Below are 13276 nucleotides of genomic sequence, written 5' to 3'. Positions count from 1 at the left end.
GTGAATGACTACTGTACTAATGGGTATTCACAAAGTCTCCACTATCTAATACAGAAGTATCTGATCGGACATGATAACTCAATTTTGCTCTTCCGGCCACACCCTTGAGCACAGCAGCAATTTCTGTAAATAGCATCCTTACTTCGTTTTTAAGTTTTTTATCTTGGCAATGCTCTAATAATGAGAGTTTTAATGCGCAGGCCTCTTCGCCTGCAGTGCATTCTTTTAATCCATTTACTAGACAACTTTCAATATTTTCTTGATACCACTTTTTAATATCCATGCAGAGTTTTTTGTTTTGGGAGTATTTTGTTGGAACAAAAAGTGTTTCAAGTTCCATTTGCATATCTAGTTTGAATTCATCAACAAAATGTTTAAAGACTTTAAAGTTTCTAAAATTATTAATTTTACATTCGAGCGGAGAAATAAGTAGGTCAGAGGCCACTAAAGCGTTTGTAGTTAATTTATTCCAATTAGGCGAACAATCAAGAATGATAAGGTCAAAAAGATCCTTAAGAGGAGAAACGACCTTTTCTTTGAGCCAGTATTCGCGTCTGTTTACATGACTTAGTCCCTCGTTTAGAGCGACTAGTTCCGGAGTTTCTGGAATAAGTGCGAGGTATTCAAGATCTGTTGGGCAGATCGTGTCATTGAGCATTATTTCTTTATTAAAAACATTATAAAGTCCTTTAACGGAATCAATCTCTTTGAGAATATTTTCAAGATTGTCATTATCTTTATAGTCAGAATCGAATCCAAGTGCGGTAGTTATATCGCCCTGCATATCTAGGCCAACCACACATGTTTTTAGTCCATGTAGGGCCGCAATTCTTGCAAGATTCATGGCCAATGTACTTTTTAAGACTCCACCTTTAGTTGTAAAAACTGTAATGGCCATAGGGGTTCCAAAATCTTTGAAAAAACCTATTTCACAACCAATTTGTGGTATTTCTGATTGTTTCCACCCAATCTGAAAACCAATTCCTTTTTTAATTTTAATTCTTTTAGGGATTTTATTTTGAATCTCAAGAGATTCAATTTCTTGGTCAGTGATCTCTGGATTAAACATACTTAATACTTTCTTTTGACTTATAAATTGACTTTGATCCATGTGGGACTCCTTCCCCTAGTGAGTTTTAAAAAATCAATAATTATAAACACGAATTTGTTTATATGATGGTTAATTTTCTGGTTTGAAAAATCTCTTGTCAATAGACGACGAGAAATAGATCTTGGTAGGAGCCTTCTTTGGGAGTCTTTATCTGCGATGAAATATGTCGATTTGGAGATTTAAAAAAGTTTTCTTGAATTAAGCACATGCCTAGTCCAAGTGCCATAAGTACAAATATACATGAAATGACAATTAACTTAGTTCTCACATTATAACCTTTTTAAATTGAGATTAATCTCTTTTCGACAAATTAATTCTTATCTTGAGTATTATGCCCAACTTTGTAGAATATGTGAAGGACATTAAAAGCGTAATCCGGCCTTAAAGAGAACTCTCAAGATTGTTGAATCAAACTGGTCAATACTCGTTTTATCAGTATGAGTAAATCGATCAAGCTCTATTTTGCCAAAGAGTCTATTTATATAGTTTAGTTCAGTAACAAATTTTAATCTCATCCCATCGGCCTCTCCTGTAGAGCCGGTGTCAGAAAATGTATATGAATTACTCAAACTTTTTGCAAATAGAAACTGAAAGATAATATCGTACTGTCTTATCTGAAAATCATATTCTGTACCAGTTTCCCACAGTAAAACTTTATGTTCACGAATTTCAGATTTTACAGTGGTTTTTAAAACACTACCAACCGTGTTTAATTGGGAAAACTCGGTACCTAAAATCAACGAGAAGTTGTTAAGGAGATGGTACTTTGCTGCTGATAAATTAATTGTATAATCAAAAGCTGCATCAACATTTTCTACGCGTAAGACTTGATACATATTCATATCAATGCTGTATCTAAGAGGAGATGTTTCAGAGACAAAATTTCCTAAAAAGCTGTTTTTTTCTCCTTGATAGTAAGTGGCCTCGATTCCGATCCCAAAAGGAGATGATGAAAAGAAATCAATCGTGCCAAATCGGTTTGTTTCTTCAAATGAGTCCAGTGATATTTTATAATAGAATCCAAAAATAATTCTTCCAAAGAGAGGTTTAAATACCAACTGATCAAGGGCCAAATCCCTTTTAAGAGAATATACCTTGGCCGAAACACTGTCCGTATAAGCTAGAGCACTATTTTGATTAAGATCACTCTCTTCAAAGTATAAAGTGATGACGGTATCTTCTTGGAGGGCCCCCCAATTTTCGATGTGTTCATTATATTTGATCGTTTGTCTAACTCCAATATCAGTTGATTTTATTCTTCGGTCTTTTTTGAGAAATTTTTTAAAAATTCTAGGTAATGTTTCTTTTTCTTTAACAATATAATCAAGCTTAACTATTTCACAATGTGCTAGGCCTGAATAGGTTAAAAATATGATAACTATAAGAGATCTCATAAGATTATTATAGTATGAAACTAATTGATTTAAATATTATATAATTTGGACAATTTTTCCTAAAGATGAAAATTTTTTAAGAAAATTCAACATCTGACAATCAACAGAGGCACTTCTGAATATCTGAGTTATCTGCTTTTACTCTTATAGAGTTGAAAATTACTACACTCTTGAGGTATTAAATATCTTTCCCTTATAATAGATATTATGAGTATACCTAAGCTACGTGTTACCTATACGCGTGATGAAATTCTTAAAACCCTTAATAAGATATTTCTGGAAAAGTCTCCAGTTTTAGTGTGGCAAAATAATGGTAACCAAAGGGATAAGAAATATACATTTATCACGGCCATAAGTACGAAAGATAATAAATTTGAACTAACTTCTCTTGATACTGACTATCAGTTTGAATTTGACAGAAATCTTACGTTCTATATCCGTGGAAATGAGCAAAGTATTCTTTTTAAAGACGAGAAAGTCGAATTGAATGTAAATAAACTTAAAATTAGTATTCCCTCTGAAGTGAGAATGTTTGAAAAAAGAGGCGCCTCGAGAACGAATCTATCTGATCCAGATCTGCCTTATATATATTCTCAACTTCTACAAGGAAAAAAAGAAAAAAATGCCAGATCGTTTACTTTTCAAATCATTGATATATCTCAAACAGGATTGGCAGTAAGAGTCTCTTTGAAACAGCAACATCTTTTTTATCCAAATGACTTTTTATTGGTTAAAACACTTGGCAATTATACTTTTGAAGACTCGATACTGTGTAAAATAATCTATTTAAAAAAACAATATTTCCCTGATGATCTTGATGGACAACCTTCCTTAAGAATGGGAATTAATTTTGAATCTCAAATCTCGCTAAAAATTTTAGATCAGGTGTTTGAAAAATCTGGAATTTCAATATGAAGTGAAACTAGATATGTCATTATTGCAAGACGTTTTTGAACTTCGAATTGAAGTTCAATCCCTTGTGTCCATTGGTTTGTGTGAAAAAACTCTTTGTATTTAATCCCACTACCAAGTCCTAGCACTATACCGTTGTCATCCCCTACATCGTAACCTAACCTAAAAATTATTGGAAATATGTGATGATATTGCCAGCGAGAAAGCACTGAAATAGTATAGGACTCTAGAGATATTTCCGAAGTCGATATAAAATCCTTCATTTCAGATACAGCAGATGGATTAAAAGTACCAAGATTCATATAAGTGAAATCAAGTCTTAACTTAAGCTTTTCATGGTATGACCATTTAATATCCCGACCCATCGAAAAGCTAAGAGGCATGGCCGAATCAAAACCACCCAAAGTATTTATTCCTGTTCCTACTCCTAAATATGTATGAGAAATCCACTCTAGCAATGGATTTGCTTGGAGTTTGAAAAAAGGGAGGATTAAAAATATCAGAATTAAAAAGTGTTTCATTCTAGAATTCTAGCGCCTTGTTTTTATGGACTCAAGTAGTGATTTTAGATCAATTCTTCATGACGCAAAAGATCAATGCCATAACACATGGTCAATTTCCATTTCATGACGGCCATCTCTAAGCACTCTAACTACCTGATATTATATAAATATGAAAAAAAATGCAAATTTAAAGTATCCTTTTTTTATACATAAAACGTCAAAATGGAGACTAGATTTGAATTTTCACTTTAAAGTTTTAATTTTTGATAAGACTATGAACGACTCTCGATCACTCAGACCACTTCTCATCAGTTTTGGTATTAAGGAAGTTAAAAGTACAAAAACAGTTGATGAGGCCTATAATGAAATCGTACAAAATGAAAAGAACGAACCTTATACAATACTCATTTCAACTGAAGAAGACTGTTGTGAATTGATGCAGATGATAAATGATTCCCATATATTAAAGAAAAACTTTATTCTAATTAGCAGCGAAGATCATCCCGTGAGGAGAGATTTAATTGAAGACGGAGTTGATATACAATTTGAAATAGAGCGTCCTTTTACTCCAAATCTTATAAAGTCAACATTGGCAAAAATACAAAAATTTAGACAGCAACAAATGGAATCAGTCACTCCTCTTTCAGGTAAATCACGAATATTAGTCGTCGATGATTCGGAAACTCTTTTGCAATATATTAAACGTATACTAAATTCTCTTGGACACTATAGGATTGATCTCGCAACAAATGTGAAAGAAGCACAAAGATTGATTGAATTTTCTTTCAGGGAAAAAGCTCCTTATGAATTGATCATTTCAGACTGGAATATGCCAGCAGTGACAGGACTAACATTACTTCAATCAGTTAAAAACTCTCAAAAATATCAAAATATCAGTTTTATCATGATTACTTCTGAGAGTTCAAAAAAGAACGTTGTCGATGCCATAAAATCAGGCGTAGATTCATTTTTATTAAAACCATTACCAGCAGAAAATGTGAAAACAAAACTTCAGCTTATTAATGAAAAAAAGCTGAAGGCCATGGGCCAAGTGGTTTAAATTATTGAGTTTGGAATAAAAGCATCTTTGGTAGAGTATAATAGTTTCATGTCAATTAACATCAACGCCCTGACTAGACCAGATACGGCAACGAGTAGTTTTACTCTTAGTACTTCTAAGTTTACGGCCGAACTTGATTTGTGGAATAAGATTTCATTAGAAAAATCCAAGGTTGAAGATTTTGATGCCGAAGAAGATCAAAATCCAGAGGGAGAAGAGCAGTTAGAGCTTCATAAAAAGGTTGAATCACACTTAGAGCAAGAAAAACAACGTAGACAAAAAAGGATGATGGCCCAAAAAGAACAAACAAAAAAAGAAAAGAAAAAAGAAATTCAAATACTCCTCAATATTTTGTAAAATTCAGTTAAATCTGTAGATACTACTCAAAGATGTCACGCATTATTTAGTAAGCGAAAAAGACCGACCACCTGCAATGTTGGTATTATTTGATTAAACAAAAAAACAATCAAATACCAACAAGGAGGTCGGTCTTATGAATTTTAAAACAAAACAACAGATTAGGATAGATATTATCTCTCAGTATCTTAACGGTGAACTTCGATCTGAAGATGCTTGCTGTGCTTTAGAAATTGGTGAAAGACAGTTTAGGAGGCTTGTGAAAGGGTTTAGAGAACAAGGTGTTGCTTCTCTAATACATGGTAATAAAGGTCGAATACCTCACAATAAAACATCAATGAAAGTATCCAATAAAATTATTCAACTTTATCTTGGAAGATATAACGGCCTTAATCTCGTTCACTTTATTGAAAAACTACGCGAAAATAATTCTCATGAATTTGACAGCATCCCTACTTACACCACTATTAGAAACCTTTTACTACAAGAGGGCCTGATTATTCCCTACCAGAAAAAAGCAAAAAGAAAATCTCACCCTAGAAGAAAGCGTTATGAGAAAGAAGGGTTAATGGTTCAAATTGATGGAAGCCCTCATCGCTGGATTCATGACTGTTCACCTTTTTGTCTGACTGCTGCCATTGATGATGCCACTGGAAAGATTTTAGCTGCGAAATTTACTCCTACAGAGACAACTTTTGCAGCGATGGATGTGGTGGAACAAATAATTAATAAATATGGTGTCTTCCAAATGCTTTATTCTGATAAGGCCGGAATTTATGGTGGCGGGAAAAGACAGGGTTTTACAAATATGAATAGGGCCATGAACGAGCTTGGAATTATCTCTATTCAGGCCAACAGTCCTCAAGCGAAAGGACGGATTGAGAGGCTATTTAAAACCCTTCAGGACAGGCTTTGTTCAGAAATTAGGCTTAGAGGGATAAAGAATATTGAAGCTGCAAATAGGTACTTAGAAGAGTTTATCACTGCCTACAACCTGAAGTTCTCAGTATCTGCAAAAGATCAAAGACCAGCTTATAGAAAACTTGAAGAACTAATAGATCTCAATGAAGTTTTGACGATTAGAGATCATAGAAAAATAGGTGAAGGGGAAATATTAAGTTTTGAAGGCCATAAATACCTTGTCTCAAGGGAAAATGGCCATTCACTTATTGGAAAAACAGTGGAGATTAGGCGATACAGAGATGGAAAGTTGGAAATGTTTTTATTAAATGGAGTGAAACTGGCCTATGAATGTTTTGAGGATTTAAAAAGGGTCGCATGATGAAAAAATAATAGGGTCAAATTACCTTAAAAAGTAGTTTGTAAGGGGAAGTAAATATGAGGAAACTAAAAAAAGATTTAAAAAGGTTACAATTTATGGAAATCTGTCCGTAAAACTAATTACATTAAGCAGGTGTTGGTCAAAATCGCTTAACATCAAATAGGACATTTTTCTCAGGTAGTTACATAAAATTCAGTTAAATCACAACTTTTTTTGGCATTATACGACTTACCAATCTTTAAGTTATAGACACATCCACCTGATATCTCATGAACTATTTTTTATTACCTTAAGAAATTCTATAATGTAAATGTGGAAATATTAATTAGTTTATGAGGAATTTATGAGACAGGCATTTTTTGGGCATAGTAAGGAAAGTCAAGAAGCAGCTCTACAGTCAATCAATAAGTACCTAAGTGAAACCGATCATAGGGAAATTTTGGAAGAAGTTGCTTATATAGAGGGTATGCGATATCTCAGTCTTGATATGAAACGTGAACTCCTTAAAAATTTCAATTCTGAAGATCTCGCTATGGCGTTTAAATTTTCATCACGTAAATTAATTGGAGAATTCTTTGAGGGTTTGTCTAAGAGTATAAAACAAGAGATTCTCTATGGCCTTCAACAGAAATGTTCAATTGGTGAATTTAAAAATAATTTAGACAAACTTGTTCGCCATATGAAATTGAAAGAAAGTAAAGGTGAACTTATTCTAAGCAAAGAGCTTAACGAAACTTATGTATAGTTCATTCACACGGCCCCTCCTTAACTAACTCTGCAGAAGCATTATTCATCATACAGGTATTAGAAAAAGTTTTTAACTCATTTGAGCAAGGAATTTTCCCGCAGACAGGAGTATACTGCATTGTACACATTGAGCCTTTGTCTTCAGGGATAACACAATTAACCTTAGCAGTTTCCAAATTGGAGTTATTTGATACACTCTTCTCTTTAACTTCTCCACACCCCAGTATCGTAAACAATATTACAAGTCTTTGAATTTTCAACATTTCACCTCCTAAAGGATAGATAAAAACTCTATTAAAGATTATCACAATCACTCCGATAAATACTACGGAGAAGGAGAGCAAGGTGTTTCTAAATATAAAAAAAATGCTTACAGTGTGGATGGCCATCGTTGGGCTATTATTTCCACATATATCCTATACAGCTGAGTTTATACTCCAAGGAACAAATTATCTGGCCAGAGCTAAAAGTGAGAATGGAACAACAAATGCTCTACAAGTCATAGGGAAATTAGGTCGGGGCTCTAAAATAGAAATTCCTGATGCTTTTTTTCCTGATGGAGATGCAGGGAGTGCACTTTCTCAAGTCCAATCAAAGGGTAAAATTGAATGGCTAAGTAATCCTGAACAAATTAGAGATTTACTTAAAGGAACTGGAAAGACTGCCTATTATCAAAAATTTAAAAATAAAATCACAGGTGTTGGAACTGGAGGGAAAGTACTTAATGCGGGTTATTTCTTCCCGGTTATTGTTAAAGATCTAGGGAAAGACTCAACTTTGCCCAAGAGTGCGATTGGGACGACAATCTATTTACCACTTGAAGCAATGTTTTTAAAAGATAGATTAAAACTCAAAGATGGAATGAATATTGGAATGCTTAGTAATGATGTTATTTCAAGACCTGTACTTACAAATCAAGACAGCTGTCCGAGTGGAGTTTGCCAAACAGGAGAACATGATCCCAGAGAACAGACAACCACAAGATCTGATATTCAAAAAAAGGTCAATGAAATATACACTACTGTAATCAAACACAGTGATGCTAGGTCCACATATGGCATTAAAGAAACAATTAAAGATGAAAAACTCAGACTAAAAAGGGCCAAAGGTTGGTTTATAAATAACTTTAAACGAAATTTACAAAATACATGTGATAATGTTGAGTTATGTAAGTTATATGACGTTCTCAATACTGTGAATAAAAGATACAATGTTCCATCTGGTCTTATCATTGGTTTAATGACACAAGAAAGTGCTGGTGTTTGTGGGCTGGCCGCAAATACCGAAAAAGATAAAAGTTCTGGTATCATGCAAGTAAACCTCGAAGGAAATAATGTTAAACAACTTAATCAGTTAATTAAAAAATATAAAATAGATCTTGAAGGAGATGGTTATAAAGATTATTCAGCTACTGAATTAAAAAACAATTTTATCGCAAATATTGAAGCAGGTGTAGCTCGTTTGATTAATAAGTTCAGATCTGTAAATAATAGTCAGCTCCCTAGCTTTCAGGGTGGAAATGGAACATTTGAATCACTTCCAAAAAGTGAACAATTTAAATGGAGAAAAGCTATTAGTGCATATAATGGTGGACAAAAATACGTAAACCTAGCACAAAAAGAGCTCAATAAAGCGAAGGAAATACATCCGGAACTTAAAACTGAAGATTGGAAGACGTTAAGAGCGTTCTATTTTAATGAGTTTTTACAAAATAATGGCCTCGATAAAAACAAACGTGCCGGACAGTTTTCAGTTCACAACGTTGCCTATACAGAGCAAGTACTCGGAGATGGATCTAATGATCAAGATAGTTCGAATTTTGCTCAAGCTTGGGATGATGAACTTGCAAATTCTTGTGGAGGTCCAACTCCACCAACTGTGATTGTGACACCTGCACCTGATGTACAACCTGATCCACCAGTCATAGTTAAACCAGATCCACCAGTAGTGATACAACCACCTGTTGTAGTAAGGCCACCAGTCGTGATACAACCACCTGTTGTAGTAAGGCCACCAGTAATCACACCACGGCCTCCAGTGGATGATGGCCCTACAGATATTGGAGATTTTGAAGGTGATATAAATCCTAATCGCCCCGCACCAACTGGTCCGTCTCACCCAGTACCAAGTACTCCAAGTCCAAATCAGTTTTGTAAGAAAGCAAAATCAATTAAATTCTCTGGCACAGATGGCTCAAAAGAGGCCATCGCACACAAAGATTTTACAGGTCGATCATCGGCCCAAGTTCAAAATCTAGTTCTTAAAAAAGGAACCTGGCCATTTAGTGACGATCAAACTTCAGTGAAGGTATACATGAATTTTCCTGAGGCCTATCAAGGTTGTAGAATATCTTGTAAGCTTTTTTACCAATACTACCTCGAACCAGAAAAAGAGCATGGTCGCCATTACAGACCAGACGCAGAAAATACTTGTGAAATTTCTATTGTTAAGCCTAGAGGCTCCACAAGTGCGACAGCAACCTGTAATGATAGAAGTGTAAATGTAAAAGTTAATGATTTCACACGTTCTAAGTTTGGAAATAATTTTCTATCAGAGGAAGCTGCGAGCGAAAAATATGGCCTAAGATCTGGCCCTCCCTTAAGAATTATGAGCTGTTCTTTTGATTAAGATAACTATCTAAATTCACGTAAAGTCCTCAATTTATTGGCATTTCCTAGATACTTCATTTCGCGTACCTTAATATTGGGCAGTTATACTTCTACAGGGAATTGGTAACCTATAGAGATAATCATAGGCCAAATGTTTTTTCTTCGTTAGTATTTGTGTGTGTCCTAAAATTAAACTATTAAAAACACTCATTAGTAGGTTTATATGAGCGAAAAGCACAGACAATTAGAACTTGAAATAGAGAAAATTCAAGATGAAATACTCAAATTTGTCTATGAAAATCCAGAATTTTCCTGGATACATCAACAGGTTGAAATGGTTCTTGAGACAAACTATAAAAATGAAATTGAAAGGTTGATGAATTTGCTAAAGCTGATGAATGAGCAAGTTGAATATAAGCTCATTTCAGCGATTGAAGTAATGACAAAAGCACTAAATAATCTCAATCATCAGTTAGAAGACTATGAAAATATCGCTTTTACTGAAGATGATGGTCTTCTAAGTGATATTCCCCAACAACTGTCTCCAAGTGAAAAAATAAAGTTTGTTCATTAAAATCTGCCCAATTTTATCAAAAGAGTCTTATAAATACCTTAGGATAAGGTAGAATTTTACCCCATCGAATGCTTGTGCAAAAAGGCCTAGAATATAAACTAGCTGTATCAATGCCAAAAGGGACGACGAGATGGGAGCTGCGATAAAAATTGATCCACACTTGAAGCAAAGAATTCTCATCATAGATGATGATGAAAAATTTGCTACTTTTGCAGAACATATCTTCAAGAAGCATGGGGAATTTCAGGTGGAAATTGAATCATCAATGGACGATCCATTAAAGAGGATTCAAACATTTAGACCAGACTTGCTGATTCTTGATATCAAAGTACCCCAAAAGATGGGAATTGAAATACAAAGGACACTTGATATAATCTATGAGGATCATATTCCAACTATCTTTGTTTCAGATGATCCTAAAATTGATGGTATTTCCAAGAATCAATTACAAGAAGATAAAACCGTATTTTTTAATAAGGCAATGGCCAATGATCAGTTTGAGATTCTAGCTTCAAATATGTTGGTTGCCTCCCAAGAAGTTCATGAATCTAAAAATTTTAATATTAGGGCCGTTCTTCAACATCAAAAACCAATCCTAATTACTGCCCTAACCTTTTTAATGTGTATTGAACCAATCATGAAAATCATGTATTTTCATTTCGCCACAAATTTTGGCCTGAATACAATCATCAATAACGTCTTAGCAATTGAAGGTTTTAAAAATAATTTTGAATTCTGGTTTCTTTTTCCACTGTCGGGTATTGCTCTTTATAAAATTCGTCCCTGGTCTTACCTCATTTTTGTAACTTTACAAATTTACTCAATATACGCTCATCTTACATATGTTGAGTTCACCTGGCCCTATGTGAGTAAATCCCCTCATGGGCCCTCTTTGCTTTTATTGTCCTTTAATGTACTCGTCATCCTTTATTTTCTCTCCCCAAGTGCAAGAAGACCCTTCTTCGATGCAAACCTACGTTGGTGGGAGAGAGCTCCTCGTTTTATGATTAACCTGCCCTGTTCTATTATTCTCCCAGAATCTAAAGAGTATCATTCTTGTGAGATCAAAAACATTTCAGAAACAGGTGCTTTTATTGTTACTCCTGTCCCCTTAGATGTCGGTGAAATGTTCCAACTAGATTTCAAATTTTATGGCCAGACTTTTCATTTTCCAGCAAAAGTAATGAATAAATTTAGCCATCAAAACATAGAAGGCCATGGAATTCAGTTTCAGGTTGAACAATTAGGTGATCGCTTAGGGCTTAGAAAGTTAATTAAAAATATCAAAGAAATGAAATAGGAGTAAAGTACTATACTGCTCATATATCAGGAGGATTTATGAAAACAATATTCACTGTGAATGTCAAAGTTGAAAGTGTAAATGAATATTACGAATTTCAATCAAACGAAGAAAGAGAAAAATTTATTGAAATGGTCACTCAATCATTTCCAAATGCGCAAGTTATTAGAAAAGACATTGAAACACAAACAGATGTAAACAAATAATTCTTATAAAAAGGGGCCCTAAGGCCCCTCTTTTAAAAAAAATTTAACTAAGAGCAAAAAAATTAATCTTCAACCTCAAGCTTTACAATCTTTGCATCAACTGGATTAAAGTAAACTTCTACTTCCTTCCCATTTTTGTCAGTTCCGTAGATTTCATAGCAAGAGCCAGGTTGTTTAAATTTTTTAATTTTAAACCCTTTACTAATGACCAGTTCTTTGAACTTTTCAACTGGCATCCATTTCTCTTTTGGTTGGTCGGTACAATTGTCCTTGGCCATAGCACCATTTAAAGTTGATACGAGAACAATTAAACTTAAAAATTTTTTCATAACGTCTCCTTTGACTGTATTCTTATCATAGATATTTTGAGTAATATTATCATTGGACAAATGACTTAAATACTTAAAAATATGTAATCTAGGACATAAGTCTAATGCAAAAATCTCTATTTAAATGGAATATTAACTAAAAAAGGAGTCCGTATGTCTAAAGTAAATGTTTATGATCTTCCAACAAGGGTATTTCACTGGATTTTTGCCATTCTTTTCATTTTTTCTTTTTCTATAGGAAAATTTGTAGATGATGAATCAAAACTCTATGTCTATCATATGCTCTCAGGCATAACTATGACGTTTATAGTTATCATGAGAATAATATGGGGGTTTTTGGGAACAGAATATGCAAAATTTTCAAGCTTCAAACTACGTCCAACAGATCTTAAGAACTATTTTCTTGAATTTATTTCGAACAAAAATGAACGATTATTAGGGCACAATCCGGCCTCAAGCTACGCTGCACTTTTCATGTTTTTGTTAACATTTGGCCTATTTATAACCGGACTTCTCATGGCCAACCATATTAAGAAAAGCTTTTTTGAGGAAGTTCATGAACTATTTGCCCTTTCTTTTCTGATAACAGTGATACTTCATATTTGTGGAGTTGTTCTCCATCAGCTTAGACATAAAGATGGTATGATTTCAAGTATGGTTAATGGTAAAAAACAAAGTGTTGAGTCCAACTCCCCTATTAAAACTCAGGCATTATTTCCGTTTTTGGCATTTTGTGTACTTTTATTTACCTTCATATTTCAAATCTACCAAAATTTTGATTCTCAAAAACAGACATTATCTGTTTTTAAATATAGTATTCAACTTGGAAAGACTGACAAAAAACAAGATGTTGAATATTACAATAATTACTACAAAATGGATCAGGATTAAG

16 protein-coding genes are annotated in these 13276 nt (G+C 33.9%); 10 read left to right on the top strand and 6 right to left on the bottom strand.

The genetic code is table 11. The annotated features are described in order from the left end of the window. Positions 1-16: 16 nt before the first annotated feature. The 3 genes from H6622_16450 to H6622_16440 all read right to left on the bottom strand — a co-directional run bounded on the left by H6622_16450 (position 17) and on the right by H6622_16440 (position 2505). Complete coding sequence (locus H6622_16450; protein MCB9063116.1) at positions 17-1111, bottom strand: AAA family ATPase; 1095 nt, start codon at positions 1109-1111, stop codon at positions 17-19. A 97-nt stretch (positions 1112-1208) separates the two neighbouring features. Continuing rightward, positions 1209-1379: a hypothetical protein gene (locus H6622_16445; protein MCB9063115.1), complete on the bottom strand. Its 171-nt coding sequence runs from the start codon at positions 1377-1379 to the stop codon at positions 1209-1211. A gap of 94 nt (positions 1380-1473) precedes the next feature. Then, positions 1474-2505: a hypothetical protein gene (locus H6622_16440; protein ID MCB9063114.1), complete on the bottom strand. Its 1032-nt coding sequence runs from the start codon at positions 2503-2505 to the stop codon at positions 1474-1476. 207 nt (positions 2506-2712) lie between these two features. Between H6622_16440 and H6622_16435 the strand changes: the two genes are divergently transcribed. Then, positions 2713-3420, top strand: coding sequence for a hypothetical protein (locus H6622_16435; protein MCB9063113.1), 708 nt, complete (start codon positions 2713-2715; stop codon positions 3418-3420). On the opposite strand, the gene H6622_16430 is transcribed toward H6622_16435, so the two are convergent. Continuing rightward, positions 3387-3938, bottom strand: coding sequence for a hypothetical protein (locus H6622_16430; GenBank protein MCB9063112.1), 552 nt, complete (start codon positions 3936-3938; stop codon positions 3387-3389). The genes H6622_16435 and H6622_16430 overlap by 34 nt on opposite strands. A gap of 151 nt (positions 3939-4089) precedes the next feature. On the opposite strand from H6622_16430, the gene H6622_16425 reads away from it, so the two are divergent. The 4 genes from H6622_16425 (at position 4090) to H6622_16410 (ending at position 7364) form a co-directional block, all read left to right on the top strand. Next, positions 4090-4980, top strand: coding sequence for a response regulator (locus H6622_16425; GenBank protein MCB9063111.1), 891 nt, complete (start codon positions 4090-4092; stop codon positions 4978-4980). A gap of 48 nt (positions 4981-5028) precedes the next feature. Continuing rightward, the gene (locus H6622_16420) at positions 5029-5337 is read left to right on the top strand and encodes a hypothetical protein (protein ID MCB9063110.1); all 309 of its coding nucleotides are present in this window, start codon (positions 5029-5031) and stop codon (positions 5335-5337) included. A gap of 136 nt (positions 5338-5473) precedes the next feature. Continuing rightward, complete coding sequence (locus H6622_16415; protein ID MCB9063109.1) at positions 5474-6619, top strand: ISNCY family transposase; 1146 nt, start codon at positions 5474-5476, stop codon at positions 6617-6619. 343 nt (positions 6620-6962) lie between these two features. Continuing rightward, positions 6963-7364, top strand: coding sequence for a hypothetical protein (locus tag H6622_16410; GenBank protein MCB9063108.1), 402 nt, complete (start codon positions 6963-6965; stop codon positions 7362-7364). A gap of 1 nt (position 7365) precedes the next feature. On the opposite strand, the gene H6622_16405 is transcribed toward H6622_16410, so the two are convergent. After that, positions 7366-7629: a hypothetical protein gene (locus H6622_16405; GenBank protein MCB9063107.1), complete on the bottom strand. Its 264-nt coding sequence runs from the start codon at positions 7627-7629 to the stop codon at positions 7366-7368. A gap of 82 nt (positions 7630-7711) precedes the next feature. Between H6622_16405 and H6622_16400 the strand changes: the two genes are divergently transcribed. The 4 genes from H6622_16400 to H6622_16385 all read left to right on the top strand — a co-directional run bounded on the left by H6622_16400 (position 7712) and on the right by H6622_16385 (position 12055). Next, positions 7712-9994: a transglycosylase SLT domain-containing protein gene (locus tag H6622_16400; protein MCB9063106.1), complete on the top strand. Its 2283-nt coding sequence runs from the start codon at positions 7712-7714 to the stop codon at positions 9992-9994. A gap of 204 nt (positions 9995-10198) precedes the next feature. Continuing rightward, positions 10199-10549, top strand: a complete 351-nt coding sequence (locus H6622_16395) for a hypothetical protein (GenBank protein MCB9063105.1) — start codon at positions 10199-10201, stop codon at positions 10547-10549. 130 nt (positions 10550-10679) lie between these two features. Next, positions 10680-11849 (top strand): PilZ domain-containing protein, encoded by a 1170-nt coding sequence (locus H6622_16390; GenBank protein MCB9063104.1) that lies wholly within the window; start codon positions 10680-10682, stop codon positions 11847-11849. Positions 11850-11887: 38 nt separating this feature from the next. Continuing rightward, a complete protein-coding gene (locus tag H6622_16385; GenBank protein ID MCB9063103.1) occupies positions 11888-12055 on the top strand; it encodes a hypothetical protein in 168 nt (55 codons plus the stop codon). 62 nt (positions 12056-12117) lie between these two features. Here H6622_16385 and H6622_16380 read toward each other — a convergent pair whose 3' ends face one another. Beyond that, positions 12118-12384: a PepSY domain-containing protein gene (locus H6622_16380; protein MCB9063102.1), complete on the bottom strand. Its 267-nt coding sequence runs from the start codon at positions 12382-12384 to the stop codon at positions 12118-12120. 153 nt (positions 12385-12537) lie between these two features. On the opposite strand from H6622_16380, the gene H6622_16375 reads away from it, so the two are divergent. After that, entirely contained in the window at positions 12538-13275 is a 738-nt protein-coding gene (locus tag H6622_16375; protein MCB9063101.1) for a cytochrome b/b6 domain-containing protein, read from the top strand. Position 13276 lies beyond the last annotated feature (1 nt).

It is taken from the genome of Halobacteriovoraceae bacterium, from assembly GCA_020635115.1.
Classification (GTDB): domain Bacteria; phylum Bdellovibrionota; class Bacteriovoracia; order Bacteriovoracales; family Bacteriovoracaceae; genus JACKAK01.
This window is presented reverse-complemented; position numbering and strand designations above follow the sequence as displayed.